Here is a 24,188-nt window from a genome sequence, read left to right as displayed (position 1 = left end):
CAGGTACGACAGCGCTTCCGCCGTCTCCAACGGGCGACGCCACGCGGGAGTGCCCGGTTCCCGCACGAAGGTACGCACGGATCCGCGTCGAGTGTCAGTCCCGGGGCATAGACTTCGACGCTGACCCCAGAACCGTCCGCCCGCCCGCGACCGACTGTTTCCGTTGGAGGCCATACCGTGTCAAAGCCGCCCTTCACGCACCTGCACGTCCACACCCAGTACTCGCTGCTGGACGGTGCCGCGCGGCTCAAGGACATGTTCAACGCCTGCAACGAGATGGGCATGACGCACATCGCCATGTCCGACCACGGCAACCTGCACGGGGCGTACGACTTCTTCCACTCCGCGAAGAAGGCCGGAGTCACCCCGATCATCGGGATCGAGGCGTATGTCGCCCCCGAGTCCCGGCGCAACAAGCGCAAGATCCTCTGGGGTCAGCCGCACCAGAAGCGGGACGACATCTCCGGTTCCGGTGGTTACACCCACAAGACCATGTGGGCCGTGAACCGGACCGGCCTGCACAACCTCTTCCGCCTCTCCTCCGACGCCTACGCCGAGGGCTGGCTGCAGAAGTGGCCCCGGATGGACAAGGAGACCATCGCCCAGTGGTCCGAGGGCATCGTCGCCTCCACCGGCTGCCCCTCCGGCGAGGTGCAGACCCGGCTGCGCCTCGGCCACTTCGACGAGGCCCTGAAGGCCGCCGCCGACTACCAGGACATCTTCGGCAAGGACAAGTACTTCCTGGAGCTGATGGACCACGGCATCGAGATCGAGCGCCGGGTCCGTGACGGCCTTCTGGAGATCGGCAGGAAGCTCGGCATCCCCCCGCTGGTCACCAACGACTCCCACTACACGTACGCGCACGAGGCGGGGGCCCACGACGCCCTGCTGTGCATCCAGACCGGCAAGAACCTCTCCGACCCGGACCGCTTCAAGTTCGACGGCACCGGCTACTACCTGAAGTCCACGGACGAGATGTACGCCATCGACTCCTCGGACGCCTGGCAGGAGGGCTGCGCCAACACGCTCCTCGTCGCCGAGATGGTGGACACCGTCGGCATGTTCGAGAAGCGCGACCTCATGCCCAAGTTCGACATCCCCGAGGGCTACACCGAGGTCACCTGGTTCAAGGAGGAGGTGCGCCGGGGCATGGAGCGCCGCTTCCCCGGCGGCATCCCCGAGGACCGCCAGAAGCAGGCCGACTACGAGATGGACGTCATCATCTCGATGGGCTTCCCCGGCTACTTCCTCGTGGTCGCCGACTTCATCATGTGGGCCAAGAACAACGGCATCGCGGTCGGCCCCGGCCGAGGCTCCGCGGCAGGCTCGATCGTCGCCTACGCCATGGGCATCACCGACCTCGACCCGATCCCGCACGGCCTGATCTTCGAGCGGTTCCTCAACCCCGAGCGCATCTCGATGCCCGATGTCGACATCGACTTCGACGAGCGCAGGCGCGTCGAGGTGATCCGGTACGTCACCGAGAAGTACGGCGCCGACAAGGTCGCCATGATCGGCACCTACGGCACCATCAAGGCCAAGAACGCGATCAAGGACTCCGCGCGCGTGCTGGGCTACCCGTACGCGATGGGCGACCGCATCACCAAGGCCATGCCCGCCGACGTCCTCGGCAAGGGCATCCCGCTGTCCGGCATCACCGACCCGAGCCACCCGCGCTACAGCGAGGCCGGCGAGGTCCGCGGGATGTACGAGAACGAGCCGGACGTGAAGAAGGTCATCGACACCGCGCGCGGCGTCGAGGGCCTGGTGAGGCAGATGGGCGTGCACGCCGCCGGCGTGATCATGTCCAGCGAGACCATCACCGAGCACGTCCCGGTCTGGGTCAGGCACACCGACGGCGTGACCATCACACAGTGGGACTACCCGAGCTGTGAGTCGCTCGGCCTGCTGAAGATGGACTTCCTGGGCCTGCGCAACCTCACGATCATGGACGACGCGGTCAAGATGGTGAAGGCCAACAAGGGCCTCGACATCGACCTGCTGTCCCTGCCGCTCGACGACCCCACGACCTTCGAACTGCTCCAGCGCGGCGACACCCTCGGCGTCTTCCAGTTCGACGGCGGCCCCATGCGCTCGCTGCTGCGGCTGATGAAGCCCGACAACTTCGAAGACATCTCCGCCGTGTCGGCCCTGTACCGCCCGGGCCCGATGGGCATGAACTCCCACACCAACTACGCGCTGCGCAAGAACGGGCAGCAGGAGATCACGCCGATCCACCCCGAGCTGGAGGAGCCGCTCAAGGAGGTCCTGGACGTCACCTACGGCCTGATCGTCTACCAGGAGCAGGTGCAGAAGGCCGCCCAGATCATCGCGGGCTACTCGCTCGGCGAGGCCGACATCCTCCGCCGCGTGATGGGCAAGAAGAAGCCCGAGGAGCTGGCGAAGAACTTCACCATCTTCCAGGCGGGCGCCCGCAAGAACGGCTACAGCGACGAGGCCATCCAGGCGCTCTGGGACGTGCTGGTCCCGTTCGCCGGCTACGCGTTCAACAAGGCGCACTCCGCCGCGTACGGCCTGGTGTCGTACTGGACGGCGTACCTGAAGGCGAACCACCCCGCCGAGTACATGGCCGCCCTGCTCACCTCGGTCAAGGACGACAAGGACAAGTCTGCGGTCTACCTCAACGAGTGCCGCCGCATGGGCATCCGGGTGCTCCCGCCGAACGTCAACGAGTCCGAGGCCAACTTCGCCGCCCAGGGCGACGACGTGATCCTCTTCGGCCTCTCCGCCGTCCGCAACGTCGGTACCAACGTGGTCGAGTCGATCATCAAGTGCCGCAAGGCGAAGGGGAAGTACGCGTCCTTCCCCGACTACCTCGACAAGGTCGAGGCGGTGGTCTGCAACAAGCGCACCACCGAATCGCTCATCAAGGCAGGCGCCTTCGACGAGATGGGCCACACCCGCAAGGGCCTCACCGCCCAGTACGAGCCGATGATCGACAACGTGGTGGCGGTCAAGCGCAAGGAGGCCGAGGGGCAGTTCGACCTCTTCGGCGGCATGGGCGAGGAGACCAGCAGCGAGCCGGGCTTCGGACTCGACGTGGAGTTCTCCCCGGACGAGTGGGACAAGACCTATCTGCTCGCCCAGGAGCGGGAGATGCTCGGTCTGTACGTCTCCGACCACCCGCTCTTCGGCCTGGAGCACGTCCTCGCCGACAAGGCCGACGCGGGCATCGCCCAGCTCACCGGCGGCGAGCACGCCGACGGCGCGGTCGTGACCATCGGCGGCATCATCTCGGGCCTGCAGCGCAAGATGACCAAGCAGGGCAACGCCTGGGCGATCGCCACCGTGGAGGACCTCGCCGGCTCCATCGAGTGCATGTTCTTCCCGGCGACCTACCAGCTCATCTCGACCCAACTCGTCGAGGACGCCGTGGTGTTCGTCAAGGGCCGCCTCGACAAGCGCGAGGACGTGCCCCGGCTCGTCGCCATGGAACTGATGGTCCCCGACCTCTCCAACGCGGGCACCAACGCGCCCGTGATCCTCACCATCCCGGCCACCAGGGTCACTCCGCCCATGGTCAGCCGCCTCGGCGAGATCCTCAGCCACCACAAGGGCGACAGCGAGGTCCGGATCAAGCTCCAGGGCCCCCGCAAGACCACCGTGCTGCGCCTGGACCGCCACCGGGTCAAGCCCGACCCGGCGCTCTTCGGCGACTTGAAGGTGCTGCTCGGTCCGTCCTGCCTGGCGGGCTGAGCCACCGGAACGCTCCCCTGCGCGAAGGGGCGCACCCGTACCGGGTGCGCCCCTCCTGCGTGCCTGGGCTTCAACTGCCCTTTAGTTGTGGCCGAAGCTCTTCCGCTTCTTGCCGGCAACATCCGCGGGGCTGCCCTGGATGTGCGACACCGGCGACTCGTGTGCCTCCGTCTGCCGCTGTGCGTGCTCGTGGGCCTGTTCGCCCTGCGGCGCGCGGTTCTGCGGGCCAGCCTGCTTACGGTTCTTGTTCTTGGCCATGGTGATCTGCCTCCTGTGGGGGATCTAGGGGCCAGGGCCGGGACCAGATTCACATACGCTGACATCAAGCGCATGTCGGATAATTACCGTCTGTGACAGGGCGGGTGGAGCAGCCGGATCCGCAAACGCCACGCCGAAGATCGAGTTCGGGCCGTTAACCCCCGCGCCGTCGGGCAGACTCGAAGGAAGTCCGAAGCAAAGCCTCCCGGGAAGAGGGTGAGACGCGTGGACCGCTGCATCGTCCTGGTGGACGCCGGGTACCTGCTGGGAGCCGCCGCCAGCCTCCTCGCCGGTGAGCCCTCGCGGTCCCGGATCACCGTCGACCACACCGCGCTGATCCAGGCGCTGCGTGAACGCGCGGAGTCGGAGACCGAGCGTCCGCTGCTGCGCATCTACTGGTTCGACGGCGCCCCCGACCGGGTCCCCCAACCGGAGCATCGGCGACTGCGCGTGATGCCCCGCGTCACCGTCCGGCTCGGCGCCCTCACCCGCAGCGACGGACGCTGGGCGCAGAAGGGCGTGGACGCCGCCATGCACGCCGAGCTGACCGAGCTGGCCCGCAACCGCGCCTGCTCCGACGTCGTCCTCGTCACCGGCGACGGCGACCTGCTGCCCGGCATGATGGCGGCCAAGGAACACGGCGTCGCCGTCCACCTGTGGGCCGTACAGGCCGCCGACGGCGACTACAACCAGTCCGAGGACCTGGTCGCCGAGGCCGACGAGCGGCGGGTCCTGGACCGTGCCTGGATCATCCAGGCCGTCCGCGCCAAGGAACTGACCGGCGTCTGCGCACCGCCGCCCGCCCCCCGGCCCGAGATCGCCGCCATCCTGTCCGCGCCGCTCCCCGAGTCCGCGCTCGCCGGCACGGCCGAGCGGCCGGCCGAACAGGTCGCCTCCCAGCCCGCCGCCGCGGCGTCGGAGAACGGCGCCCAGGACAGGGCCGCCGCGCCCAGAGGCGTCCCCACGCCCAAGGACCTCGCCGCCCTGCGCGCCCCCGGCGCCCAGCCTGTGCAGAACCCCGCGACAGCGACCCTGCGCTGGTCCTCCGACAAGGGCTGGGTGGACCGGCCGGGCGGCGTCTCCGAGCCGCCGGACGTCGCCTCCATGCCGACGCTCGCCCAGCTCACCACGGCCGAACAGCGCTGGGCCGACCGCGAGGAGGACATCACCACGGTCGGCGGCGACCCCTACGAGGTGGGCCAGGTCTTCGCCCGCCGCTGGATGTCCCGGCTCGGCGACCAGGGCCAGCTGCAGAAGCTGTCGCAGCTGTACCCGCGCATCCCGCACCGCATCGACGGGGAGCTGCTGCGGTACGCCGCGCGGTTCGGGCTGCTCGCCCACAAGGACGACCAGATCGACGAGCACGATCGTTACGCCATTCGGGCGGGGTTCTGGCGGGAGATCGACGTGCCGGCCGCGGCGGAGAGCGTGACGGGGGAGTGAGCCGTTGGGGAAACGGCCCCAAAGGCGAGTAAAGGGCGCCGACCCCGTACTCTCGTCCCTTGTGAGTACGCGCGCGACACAGACCCCTCGACAGGACGAGGTCGTACGTGTGCGCGGGCTCGGCAAGACCTATCCGGCCGTGAAGGGGCGCAGGGGCGCGCCAGGCACTCCCGAGGTGCGGGCCACCGACGGGGTCGGGCTGGACGTGCGCCGCGGCGAGGTCTTCGGGCTGCTCGGGCCGAACGGCGCCGGCAAGTCGACGCTCGTACGGCAGCTCACCGGGCTGCTGCGGCCGGACACCGGCAGCATCGAGATCCTCGGGCACGACATCGTCCGGCACCCGGAGCGGGCCGCCCGCATACTCGCCTATCTCGGCCAGGAGTCCTCCGCGCTGGACGAGCTCACCGTCTCCCTCGCGGCCGAGACCACCGGACGCCTGCGCGGCCTGGACGTGCGGCGGGCCAGGGCCGAGCGGGACGCCGTCCTGGAGGAGCTGGGGCTCACGCCGATCGCCGGGCGGGCGCTGAAGAAGCTGTCCGGCGGGCAGCGGCGACTGGCCTGCTTCGCCGCAGCCCTCGTGGGGGAACGCCCGCTGCTCGTGCTGGACGAGCCGACCACCGGCATGGATCCGGTGGCCCGGCGCGCCGTCTGGGCGGCCGTGGACCGGCGGCGCGCCGAACGCGGTACGACCGTGCTGCTGGTCACCCACAACGTCATCGAGGCCGAGACCGTCCTCGACCGCGTCGCTGTCATCGACCAGGGCCGGCTCATCGCCTGCGACACCCCGGCCGGGCTGAAGGAACAGGTCGCCGGCGAGGTGCGGGTCGAGCTGGTGTGGCGCGAGCGGGCTCCGCTGGAGGTGCCCGAGGTCGCCGTCCTGCGCGAGCGCGCCGTGGAGTCCGGCCGGCGCTGGACGCTGCGGCTCGCGCCCGAGGAGGCCCGCGCCGCCGTGGCCACCGTGACCGGTGGGGCCGCCTTCGCCGCCCTGGACGACTTCACCCTCGCCACGCCCAGCCTGGAGGACGTCTACCTGGCGCTGGGCGGCGCCGCGCGGCAGGGACTGGTGAAGGCATGAGCACACGGGCCGCGGAACGCGTATGGAAGTGCGCGAGTGCCGCAGGGAAGAGGAGCAGCTCGTCGTGAGTGTCGTACCCGCCGAGGTCCTGCCGGGCGGTGCCCGGGCCGTGCCGGAGACGGCGCGGGGCGCGGCCGAGCTCGGGCCGCGCGCACGGCTGTGGCCGTCGCTGGTGGCCGTTTACCGGGCGCAGCTGTCCCGGGCCCGGGTGGCCCGCATCCCGCTGCTGTTCGTGGCCACCTTCCAGTCCGTCGGCATCGCCGTGATGATGCGCGGCGTCGTCGACAGCCGGAGCGAGGCCGAGTCCGTGGTGGCGGGGTCCTCCGTGCTGGTCGTCGCCTATGTGGCGCTGAATCTGCTGTCGCAGTACTTCGGGCAGCTGCGGGCCAGCGGCGGGCTCGATCACTACGCGACGCTGCCGGTGCCGCCCGCGGCCGTGGTGCTGGGCGCCGCGGGGGCCTACGCCTCCTTCACCGTGCCGGGGACCCTGGTGACCGCCGTCTTCGGCTGTGCGCTGTTCGGGCTGCCGCTGTCCAACCTGTGGATCCTGCTGGCGGTGATCCCGCTCGCCGGGGCCGCCCTGTCCGGGCTGGGGGCCGCCTGCGGGCTGCTCGCGCCGCGGCCGGAGCTGGCCACGCTGCTCGGGCAGCTCGGCATGTCGGCGGCGCTGCTGCTGGGCGTGCTGCCGGCCGACCGGATGCCGCAGATCGTACGGCTCGCGCGGGATCTGCTGCCCTCGACGTACGGTGTGGAGGCGTACGCCCGGACGTTCGGGGCACACCCGGACTGGGCCGTGGTCCTCGTCGACCTGGGGGTGTGCGCGGGTGTCGGAGTCGTCTCGCTGGCCGTGGCGACGTGGGCGTACCGCAGGGCCGCCGTCCGGTGACGCGGCGCGCGACGCGACCTGGCACGATGTCAGGGTGACCGCACCGCTGACTCCGCCACCGCCACCGCACGACCACTCCTCGCACCAGGCCCGGCAGGCGCCGCCGCCTGCCGGGGCACCGGACGCGGGGTACGAACAGGACGGCCCCGGGATGAGGACGGAAGTGCGGGACGCCGCCGTGATCACGGTGGCCGTGGCCCTGGGCGGGGTGCTTCTCGGGCTGCTGTGGTGGTGGCTGGCGCCGCATGTGCCGCTGGTCGGCGACGAGATAGACAAGAGCTGGGTCGTCTACCTCAAGGACAGCGAGGGCGAGCAGGCCGTCGGCGTGGACGGCACGTTCACCCTGTTGGGGCTGGGCCTCGGAGTCGTCAGCGCGGTCGTCGTCTTCCTGCTGCGCCGGCGCGGGGGCGTGCCGGTCGTCGTGGCGCTGGGACTCGGCGCGCTGCTCGGGTCGCTGCTGGCCTGGCGGTTGGGCGTGTGGCTCGGGCCGTCGTCCGACGTGCTGGCGCAGGCCAAGCACGTGGGGAAGGGCGTCACCTTCTCGGCGCCGCTGAAACTCGGCGCGAAGGGCGCGTTGCTGGCCTGGCCGTTGGGGGCGTTGGTGGTGCACCTCGGGCTCACGGCGTTGTTCGGGCCGCGGGATCCCGAGCTGCAGTGACCGGGGGCTGCGCCCCCTTGCCCCCGTTCGGGGCTTTTGCGTCAGCCGCGCCCGATCGGCGCCAGCACCGCGTTGGTGAGCTTCGCCAGGTCCGCCGGCGCCAGCTCCACCTCGAGGCCCCGCCGCCCCGCCGACACGCAGATCGTTCCGTGCGCCTTCGCCGAGTCGTCCAGCACCGTCGGCAGCTTCTTCCGCTGGCCGAGCGGCGAGATGCCGCCCCGCACGTATCCGGTCGTCCGCTCCGCCAGCGTCGGGTCGGCCATGGTCGCCCGCTTGCCGCCCACCGCCGCCGCGAGGGCCTTCAGGTCCAGGGAACCGGACACCGGTACCACCGCCACGGTCAGGGCGCCGTCGACGTCCGCGACCAGGGTCTTGAAGACGCGGTCGGGGGAGACGCCCATCGCCTCGGCCGCCTCCTCGCCGTAGGAGGGGTGGGCGGGGTCGTGGTCGTAGGAGTGGACCGTGAAGTCCACGCCCGACGACGACAGGGCGACCGTCGCGGGGGTGCCGCCGGACTGCTGCTGCTTCTTCGACTTCCTGGGCATCCTTCTCCGCGCGTCTTCCTCAGCCGTCTTCGGCCGTCTTCTCTCAGTTCAGGCTCGTCGGCGCCCGGGTCAGCTCGAACGCGGGCAGCGACGGAAGACTACGGATGACGGCCGTCTCGGAGCGAAGGAGTTTCAGCTCGTCGCGCAGGCGGGACGCGGTGTCGGGCGCCTGCAGCAGCCGCTGCTTGGTCGGGGTGTCGAGCACCATCGCGGCGGCCACCAGGTAGGACACCACGCCCGGGTCGTCCGGCAGCTCGGCACCGGTGGACAGCGAGCGCTCGCGGGCGCCCGCCAGGCGCTTCTGGTACTGGCGGAAGGAGCGCAGCACGCCCTCGGCCAGCGCGCCCGCCTCGTCGCCCGGCTCCTCCGGCAGCGGCTCCAGTTCCGCCGTCAGGAACGGGCCGGAGGTGTCGACGGAGAGCAGCCGCACCCGGGTGGTGCCGGTCGCCAGCACCTCGAACGTGCCGTCGGCCCGCTCCCGTATGGTCGCCGCGTCCGCCACGCAGGCCACCCCGTGGAAGGCCTTGAGGGGGTCCGGGCCGAAGCCCGCGGCCGGTCCCCGTTCGGGCTGTGCCGTGGGGTCCGGCATGCCGGGGGCGCTCGGCGCCACCTCGTGGCCGTCGCGGATGGCCACGACGGCGAACCGGCGCGGCTCGTCCTCCGGTGTCTTGAGCAACTCGCGCATCATGGCGCGGTAGCGCTCCTCGAAGACGTTGAGCGGCAGCACGAGACCCGGGAACAGCACTGTGTTCAGCGGGAAGAGCGGGAGACGGACGGTGGTCACGACGCCCCAGCCTAGTGGTCGGCGGCGTGTGTGTGTCCGCCGCTGTCGCCGAGGGGGATCAGGGACGCGGCCGACAGGCCGGCGAGGCCCGCGGGGACGGGCCCGCGCCCCGCGGCCAGCAGGTGCTCGCGCAGGCGCAGGAAGTGGCCGAGCGGATCGTCGGAGAACCGCTCCCACGGGAAGGACGTGGCGCACGGGCCGATCAGGTCCAGTTGGCCGCGGGCGTCCTGCCAGCGGCCCAGGCGGACGAGGACGTACAGGAGCTTGTTGCGGATCTGGGCGGGCCACGGGTCGGCAGCGGGGAAGCGGGCGGAGAGCTCGAGCGCCCGGTCGGCCGCGGCGTCCAGCCGCGCGCGCGGGATCTCGGAACCGCCGCCGGCGGTAAGGAAGCCGAAGGCGGCACGGGCCGGCAGGGCCTGGACGAGCGAGTCGGCCGGTGCGTCCTGTGCGGCCCGGTCGGCGAAGTCGAAGCACGCGAGGTGGGAACCGTGCCGGAAGGCGGCCAGGTAGCGCAGCGCGGCCACATGGCAGCCGTAGTGGTGCGGGGCGCGCCGGACCGCCGCCTCCCACAGCTCCTCGAAGTACCGGTGGCCGGCCCGCGAGCCGCGCGCGTGGTCCAGCGCGATCCGCCAGGGCACCGGGTCGCGGTCGTCGGCGCGGGCGGCGGCGGTGATCAGCGGGCTCACCTCGCGCAGCAGCTCGGCGCGGGCCGGTGAGGGCCAGGCCCGGTCCACCGCCAGCTGGGCCCCGACCAGCAGGGCTCCGGGGTCCTGGGGGGCCGTCGCGCGCCAGGACTCGAACCACTCGGAGCGCGAGCGGGCGAAGGCGGCGAGGCCGCGTACGTACCGGTCGTGGTTCTCCCAGGCCGCGGCGGAGCGGGTGGCGCTCAGCAGGCCCGCCGCGGCGTCGTGCTCGCCCCGGCCGGCCGAGACCAGCGCGGGCGAGAGGCGGTCGTCGGGCGCGTCGAGAACGACCTCGTCCCCGGCCGGCGGTCGGCCGGCCAGGCGCGCGGAGCGTTTGGTCATCCGGCTCGGGCGGATGAACGACGGGAGCAGAGCCATGGTGCCGACCATTGAAAGTCCGCAGGTCGGCGCTGCGCCAGAGGGTTGGGACAAGTCATGGAAAGTTGTACGGCGGACGGTCAAGGACGGGTAAAGGTGACCGTTCAACTTTTGAGGGCCGTGTGCTTCCTGAGGCGCCGCCCCCGTGCCTCAGCTGCGCCGCAGCAATCGTGTCGCCCCCGCCGCCACCGTCGTCGCCAGGATCCAGCCGAGCAGGATCATCACGGCCGCCAGCCACTGCCAGCCGCCGCACAGCTGCCACTGGCCGGCCTGGCCGAGGTCGATCACCGGCAGCAGCAGATCCAGCGTGAACAGGGCCGGGCTCCAGTACGGATGGCTGTCGCGGCTCACCGGCGGATGGCCGGCGTGCGCGAAGGCCAGCGTCCCCGCCGCCCACAGCACCGCCATCCACACCGCGGCCCGGCCGGGGCGGTAGCCGTAGGCCACGGTCCAGTCCTGCACGTAGCCCCAGACCTTCGCGGCCGGCGGCAGCGTCTCGCGGCGGTGACGCTGTTTGGCGAGGAGCACCTCCCGCGCGTCCTCGTCCTCCCCGGCCGCCCGGAGCACCGCCGCCAGCCGCTCGTACGGCTCCGGGGCGTACTCCGCCGTCGCCGCCGCCACCCAGTCCAGGCGGCCGGTCAGCGGGAAGGGGCCCCGCGGGACGAGGTTCTCGTACACGAAGCCGCTCATGTGCAGGTTGCCGGGGCCCGGCCAGCTCGCCGCCCGGTCCACCAGGCTGACGATCCGGGCGCCGGACAGCACCACCTTCCCGCGCTGCGGCCTGTCCCCGAGGAAGCGCAGCTCCGAGGCGTGCACCCGGCGCAGTGACAGCTCCTGGTCGTCGGTCAGGGTGAACCGGGCCCGCTCCAGGTCGACGGCGTCCCCGAAGCGCCCGTCGTCCAGACGTATGCCGCCCCGGCACTCGAAGCGCTGGATCCGCGTCCCGCGCGCGGGTGTCGTGCCGCTCAGCAGCGGGCTGCCCACGCCGGCCGGGGTGAGGTACAGGGTGCGTTCGACGGTCAGCTGCGGGGCGTTCAGGGCGTAGCGGGAGTAGGGGTTGTCCAGGGTCGCGCCGCGCAGGCTGAGCGACACGCCGACCTTCGCGCCGCGCAGCCGCAGCTCGCCGTGCGACTGGAGCATCTCCGCCTGGAGGTCCTGGGCCACGGCCATGCCGTCCGCCGAGATCGACCGGCCGCTGCGGTCGCGGTGGACCACCGCCTGGTTGAGCATCAGGTCGGTGCCGATGTGGGCGTCCGTCAGCCGGACGCCGTTCTGGAAGCGGCAGCGCGCCAGGTGCAGGTCGCCCTCGGTGTGCACGCGGGCCGCCTCCAGCCGGGGCACCGCGCAGTCCAGCATGCGCAACGTCGTGAACCGGGCCTCCGGCAGCAGGACCTCCTCGTCGAAGCGGCAGCCGCGCAGCTCGGCGTACGGCCGTACGGTGCCGCCCGAGAGGTCCAGCGTGCCGGTGATCCGCACACCGGCGAGCTTGAGCGCGGACACCCGGCCGGCGAGCGCGGGCGGGCCGTCGAGCAGCAGCCAGGCCACGATCCGCGCCCGCACCGTGCGCTCCGGGCCCCAGGGATGGCCTCCGTGCGGATCGTCCACGACGGCGTCACCGCAGCTCAGGTCGTACACGCTGCCGTTGCGGAAGGCCTGCCACATGCCTGCCTCGGCCGCGGTCAGCGCGTCCGGCAGTTCCCCGGTGCCGATGCCGGCCCCCTCGGTCACCTCGGTCCTCTCCTGGTCCCGTGCACTCCCGTGCTTTCGTACAGCCGTTCATGCCCGCTGAGTGACGGCTGGAACACCCGAAGTGAAGGCGATCTTCCGAGTTCGGCCACGTTCTGTATCAGCCATTGATACGCGCCGACGATCGGCGACGGCGGTCTGAGAGAATTGGGACTGTGATCTCCCGAATCGATCTGCGCGGTGACGCCCTTCCCGAGGGCCTCGCCCTGCGCGACCTGCTGCCCCGAGCCGACTTCGACGTTCGGGCCGCCCTGGAGAAGGTGCGCCCGATCTGCGAGGCCGTGCACCATCGTGGCGACGCGGCGCTGATCGACTTCGCCGAGAGGTTCGACGGAGTACGGCTGGAATCCGTCCGCGTCCCGGCCCGGGCGCTCACCGACGCGCTGGCGGACCTCGACCCGGCCGTGCGCGCCGCGCTGGAGGAGTCCATCCGCCGCGCCCGCCTGGTCCACCGCGCGCAGCGCCGCGGCACGCACACCACCCAGGTCGTGCCGGGCGGCTCGGTGACCGAGAAGTGGGTTCCGGTCGAGCGCGTCGGGCTGTACGCGCCGGGCGGCCGCTCGGTCTACCCCTCGTCCGTGATCATGAACGCCGTACCGGCCCAGGAGGCCGGCGTCCAGTCCATCGCGCTCGCCTCCCCGCCGCAGGCGGAGTTCGGCGGGCTCCCGCACCCGACGATCCTCGCCGCGTGCGCGCTGCTCGGCGTGGACGAGGTCTACGCGGCCGGCGGCGCCACCGCCGTCGCGATGTTCGCGTACGGCACCGAGTCCTGTCCGCCGGCCAACATGGTCACCGGCCCCGGCAACATCTGGGTCGCCGCCGCCAAGCGCTTCTTCACCGGCAGGATCGGCATCGACGCGGAGGCCGGTCCGACCGAGATCGCGATCCTCGCGGACGACACCGCCGACCCGGTGCACGTGGCCTCCGACCTGATCAGCCAGGCCGAGCACGACCCGCTCGCGGCGGCCGTGCTGGTCACCGACTCCGTCGAACTGGCGGAAGCGGTGGACAAGGAGCTTCAGCCGCAGGTCGCGGCCACCAAGCACGTCGAGGACCGGATCGTGCCCGCGCTCAAGGGCAGGCAGTCCGCGATCGTGCTGGTCGACGGCATCGAGGAGGGCCTGCGGGTGGTCGACGCGTACGGCGCCGAGCACCTGGAGATCCAGACCGCCGACGCGGCCGCGGTGGCCGACCGGGTGAAGAACGCCGGCGCGATCTTCATCGGCCCCTGGGCGCCCGTCTCGCTCGGCGACTACGCGGCCGGGTCCAACCACGTCCTGCCCACCGGCGGCTGCGCCTGCCACTCCTCGGGCCTGTCCGTCCAGTCCTTCCTGCGCGGCATCCACATCGTCGACTACACGAAGGACGCGCTCGCCGAGGTCGCGCATCACGTGGTGACGCTCGCGGAGGCGGAGGATCTGCCGGCGCACGGCGCGGCGATCAAGGCGAGGTTCGGCTGGAAGGTACCCGAGAGCAAGTGAGCGACGTGAGGATCGACGATCTTCCCGTACGGGACGAGCTGCGCGGCAAGTCCCCTTACGGCGCGCCCCAGTTGGACGTCCCCGTACGGCTGAACACCAACGAGAACCCCTACCCGCTGCCCGAGCCGCTGGTCGAGCGGATCGCCGAGCGGGTGCGCGAGGCCGCCCGCGACCTGAACCGCTACCCCGACCGGGACGCCGTCCAGCTGCGCACCGAGCTGGCCAAGTACCTGACGAAGACCGGCAGGCATCCCCTCGGGATCGAGAACGTGTGGGCCGCGAACGGCTCCAACGAGGTCATCCAGCAGCTGCTGCAGACCTTCGGCGGGCCCGGCCGGACGGCGATCGGCTTCGAGCCGTCGTACTCGATGCACGCGCTCATCGCGCGCGGCACCGGCACCGGCTGGATCTCCGGGCCGCGCAACGAGGACTTCACCATCGACCCGGCGGCGGCCGAGCGGGCCATCGCCGAGCACAGGCCGGACGTCGTCTTCATCACCACCCCCAACAACCCCACCGGCAACGCGGTCCCGCCCGAGACGGTCCTCGCGCTGTACCGGGCGGCGCAGGCGGCCAAGCCGTCGATGGTGATCGTGGACGAGGCGTACGTCGAGTTCAGCCACGGCGACTCGCTGCTGCCGCTGCTGGCGGGCCGCCCGCACCTGGTGATCTCCCGGACGATGTCCAAGGCGTTCGGCGCGGCGGGCCTGCGCCTCGGCTATCTCGCGGCCGACCCGGCGGTCGTGGACGCCGTCCAGCTCGTCCGGCTGCCGTACCACCTCTCGGCGGTCACCCAGGCGACCGCCCTGGCCGCCCTGGAGCACACCGACACGCTGCTGGGCTACGTCGAGCAGCTGAAGTCGGAGCGGGACCGGCTGGTCGCCGAGCTGCGCGCGATCGGCTACGAGGTCACCGCGTCGGACGCGAACTTCGTGCAGTTCGGGCGATTCGCCGACGCCCACGCCGCCTGGCAGAGGATCCTCGACCGGGGCGTCCTGGTCCGGGACAACGGCGTACCGGGGTGGCTGCGGGTGTCCGCCGGCACCCCGGAGGAGAACGACGCGTTCCTCGACGCGGTCCGTGAGTTGAAGAAGGAGCAGGGTTCATGAGCCGCGTGGGACGCGTGGAGCGCATCACCAAGGAGACCTCGGTGCTCGTCGAGATAGACCTCGACGGCACCGGCCGGACCGACATCGCCACCGGCGTCGGCTTCTACGACCACATGCTCGACCAGCTCGGCCGGCACGGACTGTTCGACCTGACCGTGAAGACCGACGGCGACCTGCACATCGACTCCCACCACACCATCGAGGACACCGCCCTCGCGCTCGGCGCCGCCTTCAGGCAGGCGCTCGGCGACAAGGTGGGGATCTACCGCTTCGGCAACTGCACCGTCCCGCTGGACGAGTCCCTCGCCCAGGTGACGGTGGACCTGTCCGGCCGCCCGTACCTCGTGCACACCGAGCCCGAGAACATGGCGCCGATGATCGGCGAGTACGACACCACGATGACCCGGCACATCCTGGAGTCCTTCGTCGCCCAGGCGCAGGTCGCGCTGCACGTGCACGTGCCGTACGGACGCAACGCGCACCACATCGTGGAGTGCCAGTTCAAGGCGCTGGCCCGGGCGCTGCGGTACGCGTCCGAGCGCGACCCGCGCGCGGCCGGCATCCTCCCCTCCACGAAGGGCGCGCTGTAGACCCATGAACAGCCTCTCCACCCTGCTGATCGTCGTCGGCCTCTTCCTGGTCGGCGGCATCGTCTCCTTCGTGAAGCAGAAGATGCCCACGAGCCTGATCGTGCTGCTCTCCATCGGCGCGGGCCTGTGCCTCGTGGCGGGCGTCATGCGGCTGGGGGTGTGGAATTGAGCAACGGCAGCAAGAAGGTCGTGGTCTTCGACTACGGCTTCGGCAACGTCCGGTCCGCCGAACGCGCCCTCGCGCGCGTGGGCGCCGACGTCGAGATCACGCGCGACTTCGACAAGGCGATGAACGCCGACGGCCTGCTGGTGCCGGGGGTCGGCGCGTTCGCCGCCTGTATGCAGGGCCTGCGCGCCGCCCGGGGCGACTGGGTCGTCGACCGGCGGTTGTCCGGCGGACGCCCGGTGATGGGCATCTGCGTCGGCATGCAGATCCTCTTCGCGCGCGGCATCGAGCACGGGGTGGAGGCCGAGGGGCTGGACGAGTGGCCCGGCACGGTCGCCCCGCTCCAGGCGGACGTCGTGCCCCACATGGGCTGGAACACCGTGGACGCCCCCGCCGACTCCGAGCTGTTCGCCGGGCTGGACGCCGACGCCCGCTTCTACTTCGTGCACTCCTACGCCGTCCACGACTGGGCGCTGGAGACGCACAACCCGCTGATCACGGCTCCCAAGGTGACCTGGTCGACGCACGGCAAGCCGTTCGTGGCCGCCGTGGAGAACGGCGCCCTGTGGGCCACCCAGTTCCACCCCGAGAAGTCCGGCGACGCCGGCGCCCAGCTCCTCACCAACTGGATCGGAACCCTGTAGACCATGGCCAAGCTCGAACTCCTTCCCGCCGTCGACGTCCGCGACGGCCAGGCCGTCCGCCTCGTGCACGGCGAGTCCGGGACCGAGACCTCCTACGGCTCCCCCCTCGAGGCCGCGCTCGCCTGGCAGCGTTCGGGCGCCGAGTGGCTGCACCTGGTCGACCTGGACGCGGCCTTCGGCACCGGCGACAACCGTGAGCTGATCGCCGGGGTCGCAAGGGCGATGGACATCAAGGTGGAGCTGTCCGGCGGCATCCGCGACGACGCCTCCCTGGCCGCCGCCCTGGCCACCGGCTGCACCCGCGTCAACCTCGGCACGGCCGCCCTGGAGACCCCCGAGTGGGTCGCCAAGGTCATCGCCGAGCACGGTGACAAGATCGCGGTCGGCCTGGACGTGCGCGGCACCACCCTGCGCGGCCGCGGCTGGACCCGCGACGGCGGCGACCTCTACGAGACGCTGGAGCGCCTCGACAAGGAGGGGTGCGCCCGCTACGTCGTCACCGACATCGCCAAGGACGGCACCCTCCAGGGCCCGAACCTCGGGCTGCTGAAGAACGTGTGCGCGGTCACGGACCGCCCGGTCGTGGCCTCCGGCGGCGTGTCGTCCCTGGACGACCTGCGTGCCATCGCCGAGCTGGTACCCCTCGGTGTCGAGGGCTCCATCATCGGGAAGGCCCTGTACGCGAAGGCGTTCACCCTGGAAGAGGCCTTGGAGGCTGTGTCGTCATGACGTCCGATGCCGTACGGCGCGTGCAGAGCGGAAGTCCCTGGGAAGAGAGTTTCGGGTTCGCGCGCGCCGTCGCGGCGGGGGACCGGGTGTCCGTCGGGGGCACCACGTCCTTCAAGGGCACGGTGCTGTACGGCGAGGGCGACCCCTACGAGCAGACCAAGGTCGCCTTCGGCAACGCCCTCGAAGCGCTGAAGGAGTTCGGGCTCGGCATCGAGTCCGTGATCCGCACCCGTATGTTCCTGAGCCATGTGCGCGACGTCGACGAGGTGGGACGGGCCCACAAGGAGCTGTTCGACTCCGTGCGCCCGTGCTCGACCCTGCTCGTGGTCGAGGGCTTCGTCGATCCGCGCATCCTGGTCGAAGTAGAGCTTGAAGCATTCAGAGGAGCCTGAGCAGTCATGACCCTGGCGGTCCGAGTCATCCCCTGCCTGGACGTGGACGACGGCCGGGTCGTCAAGGGCGTCAACTTCCAGAACCTGCGCGACGCGGGCGACCCGGTCGAGATGGCGAAGGTGTACGACGCCGAGGGCGCCGACGAGCTGACGTTCCTGGACATCACCGCGTCCTCGGGCAACCGGGAGACGACGTACGACGTGGTGCGCCGCACCGCCGAGCAGGTGTTCATCCCGCTGACGGTCGGCGGCGGCGTCCGTACGGCCGAGGACGTGGACAAGCTGCTGCGTGCGGGCGCCGACAAGGTGGGCGTGAACACCGCCGCGATCGCCCGGCCCGAGCTGATCCGCGAGATCGCCGAGCGCTTCGGCCGCCAGGTCCTGGTGCTGTCGGTCGACGCACGTCGCACCGAGTCGGGTTCCTTCGAGGTGACCACGCACGGCGGCCGGCGTGGTACCGGCATCGACGCCGTGGAGTGGGCGCACCAGGCCGCCGAGCTGGGCGCCGGTGAGATCCTGCTGAACTCGATGGACGCGGACGGCACCAAGGACGGCTACGACCTGGAGATGATCGCGGCCGTCCGCACGCACGTCACCGTCCCGGTGATCGCCTCGGGCGGCGCCGGCAAGCTGGCCGACTTCCCGCCGGCCGTCGCGGCGGGCGCCGACGCGGTGCTGGCGGCGTCCGTGTTCCACTTCGGCGACCTGCGCATCGGCGAGGTGAAGCAGACGCTGCGGGAGGCGGGGCACCCCGTCCGCTAGTACGGCTGCGCGCGTACCGGTGCCCCTTGGACGAGCTCTCCACCTGGACGAGCTCTCCACCTGGACGAGCTCTCCGCTTCCGCGGCCGCGCGGTGCCTCCTGCTTCCGAGGCCCCCGCTCGGCCGTGCTCTGCGGCCGTCTTCCGTGCCCGTCCGGGTGAACCGGGTGCTCCGTTCGGGTGGTCAGATGCCCAGCTGCTTGGAGTCGTGCAACTTGGTGATCGCGTCCGCCTCGCCGTCCACCTCCACATGGGCCGCGTCCTGCCGGCCGAACGCGAACATCAGCAGCTCAGAGGGTTCACCGGTCACCGTCACCACCGGGGCGCCCCGGTGCGCCACCGCCGTCTGCCCGTCCGGGCGGCGCAGCACCAGTCCCGTCGGCACACCCCGGGCCACCAGCCGCGCGCTGCGCTCCAGCCGGGACCACAGGGCGTCCTGGAAGACGGCGTCCAGCTCGCGCGGGGTCCAGTCCGGCTGGGCCCGGCGCACGTCCTCGGTGTGGATGTAGAACTCGACGATGTTGGCCGCCTCGTCGACCTGCTTGAGCTGGAACGGCGAGAAGCGCGGGGGGCCGGTCCGGATCAGCTGGATCAGCTCCTCGTACGGCTTCGCGCAGTACTCGGCCATCACCTTCTCCAGACGCGGTGCGAGCTGCTTGATCAGCTGGCCCCCGGCCGCGTCCGGGCGGCGTTCGCGCACGATCACATGCGCGGCAAGGTCCCGGGCCCGCCAGCCCTCGCAGAGGGTCTCGGCGTCCGGACCCACGGTTTCCAAGAGGTCGGCGAGAAGAAGCCGTTCACGCTTGGCGAAGGTCGACATGGAGTCAGCCTACGACCATGCGCCGAATCCGTGCAGTGGACACGGCACCGTCACTGTCGTGCCCGCGCGGCACAATGGCACCCATGACCAGTACGAACGGGACTCCCGCCCGTCGCCCGACCACCGCCCCCGATCGAGGCGCTGCGCGCCGCAGTGTTCCCCCCAGCAGCCTCGACCCGGAGATCGCCGCCCGCCTCAAGCGCAGCGCCGACGGTCTCCTGCCCGCCATCGCCCAGCAGTACGACACCGGTGAGGTGCTCATGCTCGGCTGGATGGACGACGAGGCCCTGCACCGCACGCTCACCACCGGCCGCTGCACCTACTGGTCGCGCAGCCGCCGGGAGTACTGGGTCAAGGGCGACACGTCGGGTCACTTCCAGTGGGTGAAGTCGGTCGCCCTCGACTGCGACGCCGACACCGTCCTGGTCAAGGTCGACCAGGTGGGTGCGGCCTGCCACACCGGAGCGCGCACCTGCTTCGACGAGGACGTGCTGCTCAAGGACGCCGGTTCCGCCGCCGCGGCGACGGATCAGTAAGGTCGGCCGCCATGGACCTCGAGACCTTCCGCAAGCTCGCCACCGACCGCCGCGTCATCCCGGTGACGCGCAAGCTCCTCGCCGACGGCGACACCCCGGTCGCGCTCTACCGCAAACTGGCCGCCGAGCGCCCCGGCACCTTCCTGCTGGAGTCCGCGGAGAACGGCCGCTCCTGGTCCCGGTACTCCTTCGTCGGCGTCCGCTCCGCGGGGACACTGACGGAGCGCGGCGGACAGGCCCACTGGCTGGGCACCCCGCCGGTCGGCGTACCGGTCGACGGCGACCCCCTCAAGGCCCTGCGCGCCACCCTGCAGGCCCTGCACACGCCGCACCAGGACGGCCTGCCGCCCTTCACCGGCGGCATGGTCGGCTACCTCGGCTACGACATCGTCCGCCGTCTGGAGAAGATCGGCCCCGGTGAGCGAGACGACCTGCGGCTGCCCGAGCTGACCATGCTCCTGACCAGCGACCTCGCCGTCATGGACCACTGGGAGGGCTCGGTCCTGCTGATCGCCAACGCGATCAACCACAACGACCTCGACACCGGCGTGGACGAGGCCTACGCCGACGCCGTGGCCCGCCTGGACGCCATGGAGGCCGACCTCACGCGCCCGGTCGCCCAGCCCCCGGCCGTCCTGCCGCCCTCGGAGCTGCCGGAGTACACCGCGCTGTGGGGCGGCCCGGACTTCAAGGTGGCCGTCGAGGACATCAAGGAGCGCATCCGCGCGGGCGAGGCCTTCCAGGTCGTGCCGTCCCAGCGCTTCGAGACCCCGTGCAGCGCCGGCGCCCTGGACGTCTACCGGGTGCTGCGGGCCACGAACCCGTCCCCGTACATGTACCTGTTCCGGTTCGACGGCTTCGACGTCGTCGGCTCGTCCCCCGAGGCGCTGGTGAAGGTCGAGGACGGGCGCGCGATGGTCCACCCCATCGCCGGCACCCGGCCCCGCGGGGCCACCCCGCAGGAGGACCAGACCCTCGCCGAGGAGCTGATGGCCGACCCCAAGGAGCGCGCCGAGCACCTGATGCTCGTCGACCTCGGCCGCAACGACCTCGGCCGGGTCTGCGAGCCCGGCTCGGTCGAGGTGGTCGACTTCATGTCGATCGAGCGCTACTCGCACGTGATGCACATCGTCTCGACCGTCACCGGCAAGGTGGCCGAGGGCCGCACGGCCTTCGACGTGCTCACCGCCTGCTTCCCGGCGGGCACGCTGTCCGGCGCACCCAAGCCGCGCGCGATGCAGATCATCGACGAGCTGGAGCCGTCCCGCCGCGGCCTGTACGGCGGCTGCGTCGGCTACCTGGACTTCGCCGGCGACTCCGACACCGCGATCGCCATCCGTACCGCCCTGCTGCGCGACGGCACGGCCTACGTCCAGGCCGGAGCCGGCATCGTCGCCGACTCCGACCCGGAGGCGGAGGACCAGGAGTGCCGCAACAAGGCGGCGGCGGTGCTCCGCGCGGTGAACACGGCAAACCGGCTCACCTCATAGGGAGGTTCAACCCGTGAACGCGGCGGTGCCGTTCGGGGTGCCGAGCCCCGACGGCCCGTCGTACCCGGTGGTGCCGGTGCACAGGTACGAGCCTCCGCAGCTGCCGTTGGAGCCGCTGGTGACGTCGTTCAGCGAGGACGTGTGCGCGTACGGGAAGGATGCCGGGTAGGAGCCGGCGGACGGGGTGCCGGCCAGCGCGTAGGTCGCCGCGATCAGCGGGGAGGAGGCGCTCGTGCCGCCGAAGACCATCCAGCCGGTGCCCTGGCCGTAGGTGTCGTACACGGCGACACCGGTGTTGGGGTCGGCGACCGCCGAGACGTCCGCGACCGTACGGTTCGCGCAGCCGGAGTCCTTCTGCCAGGTGGGCTTGGCGTCGTAGGTGGAGCAGCCGGAGCCCGCGCCGTTCCACACCGTGTCGGTCCAGCCGCGCGCGTCGGAGGCCGTCTTCAGGGACGTACCGCCCACCGCCGTCACGTACTTGGAGGCCGCCGGGTACTCGACGCCGTAGCCGTTGTCACCGGAGGAGACGGTGATGGCGACGCCCGGGTGGTTGAAGTAGCTGGAGTCGTACGTCGCGTCGCTGGAGGACTCGGAGCCGCCGTAGCTGTTGGAGACGAACTTCGCGCCCAGGCTGACGGCGGTGTTCACGGCCGTGCCCAGGTTGGTCATGCTGGGGGAACTCGCCTCCACCAGCAGGATCTTGCAGTTCGGGCAGGCCGCGCTGACCATGTCGAGGTCGAGGGAGATCTCCTCGGCCCAGCCGGAGTTGCCGCGCGGGTACTTGGTGCCGCCGTTCTGGGCCACCTTCTTGAAGCAGCCGTTGGCCGTGGTGCAGGCGGACAGGCCGTACTGGGAGCGGTAGACGGCGAGGTCGGACTCGGCGCTCGGGTCGTCGTAGGCGTCGACGATCGCCACCGTCTGGCCCGAACCGCCGCTCGCCGAGGGCAGGTTGTACGCCGCCTGGAGGGAGACGGGGCCGTAGCCGGAGGGAGTGGCGGCGGCCGTCAGATCGCTCTCGGCGTGCGCTGACATCGGGGTGCCCGACGTGACCTGCAGGGCGTTGCAGGCCATCTGGTCCTTCTTCGTCGGGGCGCCGCAGGCGTGAGCCACGGTGACGCCGTGGGACGAGGTGGCTGCGGCCTGGCCGGCCGGGGCGGCCAGGGCGAGTGCTGCCGTCGCGAGGGTGGCGACAGCGGTGAGGGAAACGGTTCTGCGCAACGTACGTCCTCCGCGTGGTGGGTGAACCGGGAAGGGCTGTGGGGGGTGCGCGGTACGACCGGGGCGCGGGGTGCGCGCCTGGGCCGAGCAGAAGGTACGGATGTCTTGAGCACGTCAACAAGAAGAAAGTTGAACACGGATCGTTTCTTTGCCGTTCCTTGGGAGTGCATGTGTGCTTCCTGAGACAGTCATGGCCGAAAGTCGATGAGCCCACGGCTTGACCCACCCCTGGGTGACGGTTCGCCCGGGGTTCAGGCGATAGTGGGGTACGTGACTGCCGTACCTCACCCCCGTACCGAAGCCGCCGGGTCCGCCCGGTCCGGCCGGCGGACCCTCGCCGTGGCCCTCCTGTGCGGCGCGCTCGGCGCGGCCGTCGCGCTGCTCGCGACCCGGCAGCGCTGGGCTGAGGGCACCGCGACGGTGGCCGGCGGAGCGTTCCCGCTCACCGTCAAGGGCAGCGACGTCACGGGCGTCCCCGCGGCCCTCGCCATAGTGGGCCTCGCCGCGCTCGTCGCCGTCTTCGCCGTCCGCCGGGCCGGCCGGCTGCTGGTCGCCGGGCTGCTCGCGCTGTCCGGCGCCGGCATCGTCGCCGCCGCCCTCGTCGCCGCCTCCGACAGCTCCGCGCTGGACGAGAAGGCCGCCCAGGCGAGCGGCGACACCTCCGCCACCGTGGCCGCGCTCAGCCACACCGGCTGGCCCTACGTCGCGGCCGCCGGCGGGGCGCTGATCCTCCTGGCGGGCCTGCTGGCGCTGCGCTACGGCAGCCGGTGGCCCGCCATGTCGGGCCGCTACGAACGCGGCACCGACCGCCCGCGCCGCAAGGCCCGGCCGGCCGACCCGGAGCGGCCCGAGGAGATCTGGAAGGCCCTGGACCGCGGCGAGGACCCGACCGGCGCCTGATCGTCGGCCCGGGTGTGGCGAAACAGACGCCACCCGAGCGTCCGGCACGCGCCGGGGTACGGGACAATGGAGGACGAGCGTCCGGCTCGGACAGTGACGGGCGAGCTCGGAGCCGTACGACACGTACGCCGCTCTCCTGGGACACGTACACAGCAACGAGGAGCACAGACATGGCGGGCAGCAGCCACGGCCACGGTCACACCCCGGCCGCCTGGACCGGTGTCATCATTTCCTTCATCGGTTTCTGCGTCGCCGGCGCCTTCCTGGTGATGGCCCAGCCGGTCGGCTTCTGGGCCGGCATCGCGCTGACCCTCCTCGGAGCCGTGGTCGGCGGCATCATGCGCGCCATGGGACTCGGCCACACCCCGAAGCCGCTCGTGGTGGCCGGGGCGCCCACCGCGACCCGCGAGCCGGCCGGCGTCGAGGGCTGAGCGCACACCGCTTCCGCGAGGGGCGGCCCGGCACCCGCAGAGGGCCCGGGCCGCCCCTCGCCGTGTGCGGGGGATTCCGCGCGACCGCACCCGTCCGGTGACCGGCGCGCGCGAGACCGGCCGGGAGGGGACAATGATCGTGTGAACGACGCGTCCCCGGCGCCCGCGCCGGTCCCGCAGACCGTCCCGTACGCCACCCCGGCCACCGCCCCCGCCGACCCCCTGTGGCGGCGCCTGGCGGTCCCGGCCGGGCTCCTCGCGGCCGTCGCCGGCGCCTTCGCGTACGTCGGCGCCGTCGACCCGGACCAACCGGGTCACTACCCCGTCTGCCCGCTGTACCGGCTCACCGGCCTGTACTGCCCCGGCTGCGGCGGGCTGCGCAGCGCCCACGCCTTCGTCCACGGCGACTTCCTCGCCGCCCTGCGCGACAACGCGCCGGGCGTGGCCGCCTACCTGGGCTTCGCGGTGCTGTGGTTCGTATGGGTGGTCCGGGTCGTGCGGGGCCGGCCGGTGAGGCTGGCCCCCAGGCCCGCGCAGCTGTGGGTGACCGGCGCACTGCTGCTGGTGTTCACGGTCCTGCGCAACCTGCCGTCGGGTGGTTGGCTGCACCCTTGACCGAAGGGGGAACGTCCAGGTAGTGGGACCGGCGTCCACCGGATGCGAGAGCTCCCCGTTCCTCCGGATACCATCGCTATGACCACAGGTTTTCACAACCTGAAGGAACCACCGTCTGAAAGGGGGCCGCTCGC

At 71.6% G+C, this 24,188-nt stretch carries 25 protein-coding genes; 18 read left to right on the top strand and 7 right to left on the bottom strand.

Annotated features, from left to right (window positions below):
* Nucleotides 1-177 precede the first annotated feature (177 nt).
* Entirely contained in the window at nt 178-3,717 is a 3,540-nt protein-coding gene (gene dnaE, locus ABZ919_RS24745; RefSeq protein ID WP_361251666.1) for a DNA polymerase III subunit alpha, read from the top strand.
* 81 nt (nt 3,718-3,798) lie between these two features.
* Here dnaE and ABZ919_RS24740 read toward each other — a convergent pair whose 3' ends face one another.
* Nucleotides 3,799-3,975, bottom strand: a complete 177-nt coding sequence (locus ABZ919_RS24740; RefSeq protein WP_361251663.1) for a hypothetical protein — start codon at nt 3,973-3,975, stop codon at nt 3,799-3,801.
* Nucleotides 3,976-4,200: 225 nt separating this feature from the next.
* On the opposite strand from ABZ919_RS24740, the gene ABZ919_RS24735 reads away from it, so the two are divergent.
* The 4 genes from ABZ919_RS24735 to ABZ919_RS24720 all read left to right on the top strand — a co-directional run bounded on the left by ABZ919_RS24735 (nt 4,201) and on the right by ABZ919_RS24720 (nt 8,037).
* Nucleotides 4,201-5,418: an NYN domain-containing protein gene (locus ABZ919_RS24735; protein ID WP_361251660.1), complete on the top strand. Its 1,218-nt coding sequence runs from the start codon at nt 4,201-4,203 to the stop codon at nt 5,416-5,418.
* 61 nt (nt 5,419-5,479) lie between these two features.
* Nucleotides 5,480-6,493: an ABC transporter ATP-binding protein gene (locus ABZ919_RS24730; protein WP_361251658.1), complete on the top strand. Its 1,014-nt coding sequence runs from the start codon at nt 5,480-5,482 to the stop codon at nt 6,491-6,493.
* 64 nt (nt 6,494-6,557) lie between these two features.
* Nucleotides 6,558-7,379, top strand: a complete 822-nt coding sequence (locus ABZ919_RS24725; protein ID WP_361251655.1) for an ABC transporter permease — start codon at nt 6,558-6,560, stop codon at nt 7,377-7,379.
* A 34-nt stretch (nt 7,380-7,413) separates the two neighbouring features.
* A complete protein-coding gene (locus ABZ919_RS24720) occupies nt 7,414-8,037 on the top strand; it encodes an AAA family ATPase (RefSeq protein WP_361251652.1) in 624 nt (207 codons plus the stop codon).
* A 41-nt stretch (nt 8,038-8,078) separates the two neighbouring features.
* On the opposite strand, the gene ybaK is transcribed toward ABZ919_RS24720, so the two are convergent.
* From ybaK to ABZ919_RS24700, 4 genes are all read right to left on the bottom strand, one after another.
* The gene (gene ybaK / locus ABZ919_RS24715; RefSeq protein ID WP_361251650.1) at nt 8,079-8,582 is read right to left on the bottom strand and encodes a Cys-tRNA(Pro) deacylase; all 504 of its coding nucleotides are present in this window, start codon (nt 8,580-8,582) and stop codon (nt 8,079-8,081) included.
* Between the two features lie 43 nt (nt 8,583-8,625).
* A complete protein-coding gene (locus tag ABZ919_RS24710; RefSeq protein ID WP_361251647.1) occupies nt 8,626-9,366 on the bottom strand; it encodes an LON peptidase substrate-binding domain-containing protein in 741 nt (246 codons plus the stop codon).
* 11 nt (nt 9,367-9,377) lie between these two features.
* The gene (locus ABZ919_RS24705) at nt 9,378-10,439 is read right to left on the bottom strand and encodes a hypothetical protein (RefSeq protein WP_361251644.1); all 1,062 of its coding nucleotides are present in this window, start codon (nt 10,437-10,439) and stop codon (nt 9,378-9,380) included.
* Between the two features lie 138 nt (nt 10,440-10,577).
* Complete coding sequence (locus ABZ919_RS24700) at nt 10,578-12,155, bottom strand: oxidoreductase (protein ID WP_361251642.1); 1,578 nt, start codon at nt 12,153-12,155, stop codon at nt 10,578-10,580.
* A gap of 173 nt (nt 12,156-12,328) precedes the next feature.
* Here ABZ919_RS24700 and hisD point away from each other — a divergent pair, with 173 nt between their 5' ends.
* Genes hisD through hisF form a run of 8 tightly spaced genes read left to right on the top strand, consistent with a single transcriptional unit; the run spans nt 12,329 to nt 18,046 of the window.
* A complete protein-coding gene (hisD, locus tag ABZ919_RS24695) occupies nt 12,329-13,654 on the top strand; it encodes a histidinol dehydrogenase (RefSeq protein WP_361251638.1) in 1,326 nt (441 codons plus the stop codon).
* Nucleotides 13,651-14,763, top strand: a complete 1,113-nt coding sequence (locus ABZ919_RS24690; protein WP_361251635.1) for a histidinol-phosphate transaminase — start codon at nt 13,651-13,653, stop codon at nt 14,761-14,763. The genes hisD and ABZ919_RS24690 overlap by 4 nt, the downstream gene beginning before the upstream one ends.
* Nucleotides 14,760-15,353, top strand: a complete 594-nt coding sequence (hisB, locus tag ABZ919_RS24685; RefSeq protein WP_361251632.1) for an imidazoleglycerol-phosphate dehydratase HisB — start codon at nt 14,760-14,762, stop codon at nt 15,351-15,353. Before ABZ919_RS24690 ends, hisB begins: the two co-directional genes overlap by 4 nt.
* Nucleotides 15,354-15,357: 4 nt before the next feature.
* The gene (locus tag ABZ919_RS24680; RefSeq protein WP_361251629.1) at nt 15,358-15,522 is read left to right on the top strand and encodes a hypothetical protein; all 165 of its coding nucleotides are present in this window, start codon (nt 15,358-15,360) and stop codon (nt 15,520-15,522) included.
* A complete protein-coding gene (gene hisH / locus ABZ919_RS24675; protein WP_361251627.1) occupies nt 15,513-16,163 on the top strand; it encodes an imidazole glycerol phosphate synthase subunit HisH in 651 nt (216 codons plus the stop codon). Before ABZ919_RS24680 ends, hisH begins: the two co-directional genes overlap by 10 nt.
* Before the next feature lie 3 nt (nt 16,164-16,166).
* Nucleotides 16,167-16,892, top strand: coding sequence for a bifunctional 1-(5-phosphoribosyl)-5-((5-phosphoribosylamino)methylideneamino)imidazole-4-carboxamide isomerase/phosphoribosylanthranilate isomerase PriA (priA, locus tag ABZ919_RS24670; RefSeq protein ID WP_361251625.1), 726 nt, complete (start codon nt 16,167-16,169; stop codon nt 16,890-16,892).
* Entirely contained in the window at nt 16,889-17,284 is a 396-nt protein-coding gene (locus tag ABZ919_RS24665; RefSeq protein ID WP_361251622.1) for a RidA family protein, read from the top strand. The genes priA and ABZ919_RS24665 overlap by 4 nt, the downstream gene beginning before the upstream one ends.
* 6 nt (nt 17,285-17,290) lie before the next feature.
* Complete coding sequence (gene hisF / locus ABZ919_RS24660) at nt 17,291-18,046, top strand: imidazole glycerol phosphate synthase subunit HisF (protein WP_361251620.1); 756 nt, start codon at nt 17,291-17,293, stop codon at nt 18,044-18,046.
* Between the two features lie 182 nt (nt 18,047-18,228).
* On the opposite strand, the gene ABZ919_RS24655 is transcribed toward hisF, so the two are convergent.
* Nucleotides 18,229-18,864: a TIGR03085 family metal-binding protein gene (locus ABZ919_RS24655; RefSeq protein WP_361251618.1), complete on the bottom strand. Its 636-nt coding sequence runs from the start codon at nt 18,862-18,864 to the stop codon at nt 18,229-18,231.
* A gap of 83 nt (nt 18,865-18,947) precedes the next feature.
* On the opposite strand from ABZ919_RS24655, the gene hisI reads away from it, so the two are divergent.
* Entirely contained in the window at nt 18,948-19,400 is a 453-nt protein-coding gene (gene hisI, locus ABZ919_RS24650; RefSeq protein ID WP_361251615.1) for a phosphoribosyl-AMP cyclohydrolase, read from the top strand.
* A gap of 11 nt (nt 19,401-19,411) precedes the next feature.
* Nucleotides 19,412-20,890, top strand: coding sequence for an anthranilate synthase component I (locus tag ABZ919_RS24645; protein WP_361251612.1), 1,479 nt, complete (start codon nt 19,412-19,414; stop codon nt 20,888-20,890).
* A 6-nt stretch (nt 20,891-20,896) separates the two neighbouring features.
* Here the strand turns inward: ABZ919_RS24645 and ABZ919_RS24640 are convergent, their stop codons facing one another.
* A complete protein-coding gene (locus ABZ919_RS24640; protein WP_361251609.1) occupies nt 20,897-22,108 on the bottom strand; it encodes a S53 family peptidase in 1,212 nt (403 codons plus the stop codon).
* Between the two features lie 261 nt (nt 22,109-22,369).
* On the opposite strand from ABZ919_RS24640, the gene ABZ919_RS24635 reads away from it, so the two are divergent.
* The 3 genes from ABZ919_RS24635 (at nt 22,370) to ABZ919_RS24625 (ending at nt 24,054) form a co-directional block, all read left to right on the top strand.
* Nucleotides 22,370-23,008, top strand: coding sequence for a TIGR02234 family membrane protein (locus tag ABZ919_RS24635; protein ID WP_361251606.1), 639 nt, complete (start codon nt 22,370-22,372; stop codon nt 23,006-23,008).
* 170 nt (nt 23,009-23,178) lie between these two features.
* Nucleotides 23,179-23,439, top strand: a complete 261-nt coding sequence (locus ABZ919_RS24630) for an HGxxPAAW family protein (protein ID WP_361251603.1) — start codon at nt 23,179-23,181, stop codon at nt 23,437-23,439.
* Between the two features lie 222 nt (nt 23,440-23,661).
* Nucleotides 23,662-24,054, top strand: a complete 393-nt coding sequence (locus tag ABZ919_RS24625; protein WP_361251891.1) for a DUF2752 domain-containing protein — start codon at nt 23,662-23,664, stop codon at nt 24,052-24,054.
* Nucleotides 24,055-24,188 lie beyond the last annotated feature (134 nt).

Origin of the sequence: Streptomyces sp. NPDC046759, assembly GCF_040645475.1 — a bacterium.
In the GTDB taxonomy this organism is placed as follows: domain Bacteria; phylum Actinomycetota; class Actinomycetes; order Streptomycetales; family Streptomycetaceae; genus Streptomyces.
Note: the sequence above shows the minus strand (reverse complement) of the source record. Positions and strands in the feature narration are given on the sequence as shown.

Bases quoted from the DNA above. Each gene is read 5' to 3' on its own strand.
- ABZ919_RS24680 (WP_361251629.1), top strand. From the start codon at position 15,358: ATGAACAGCCTCTCCACCCTGCTGATCGTCGTCGGCCTCTTCCTGGTC.
- hisB (WP_361251632.1), top strand. From the start codon at position 14,760: ATGAGCCGCGTGGGACGCGTGGAGCGCATCACCAAGGAGACCTCGGTG.
- ABZ919_RS24740 (WP_361251663.1), bottom strand. From the start codon at position 3,975: ATGGCCAAGAACAAGAACCGTAAGCAGGCTGGCCCGCAGAACCGCGCG.
- ABZ919_RS24665 (WP_361251622.1), top strand. From the start codon at position 16,889: ATGACGTCCGATGCCGTACGGCGCGTGCAGAGCGGAAGTCCCTGGGAA.
- ybaK (WP_361251650.1), bottom strand. From the start codon at position 8,582: ATGCCCAGGAAGTCGAAGAAGCAGCAGCAGTCCGGCGGCACCCCCGCG.
- hisI (WP_361251615.1), top strand. From the start codon at position 18,948: ATGACCAGTACGAACGGGACTCCCGCCCGTCGCCCGACCACCGCCCCC.
- ABZ919_RS24645 (WP_361251612.1), top strand. From the start codon at position 19,412: ATGGACCTCGAGACCTTCCGCAAGCTCGCCACCGACCGCCGCGTCATC.
- hisF (WP_361251620.1), top strand. From the start codon at position 17,291: ATGACCCTGGCGGTCCGAGTCATCCCCTGCCTGGACGTGGACGACGGC.
- ABZ919_RS24630 (WP_361251603.1), top strand. From the start codon at position 23,179: ATGGCGGGCAGCAGCCACGGCCACGGTCACACCCCGGCCGCCTGGACC.
- ABZ919_RS24655 (WP_361251618.1), bottom strand. From the start codon at position 18,864: ATGTCGACCTTCGCCAAGCGTGAACGGCTTCTTCTCGCCGACCTCTTG.
- priA (WP_361251625.1), top strand. From the start codon at position 16,167: ATGGCCAAGCTCGAACTCCTTCCCGCCGTCGACGTCCGCGACGGCCAG.
- ABZ919_RS24705 (WP_361251644.1), bottom strand. From the start codon at position 10,439: ATGGTCGGCACCATGGCTCTGCTCCCGTCGTTCATCCGCCCGAGCCGG.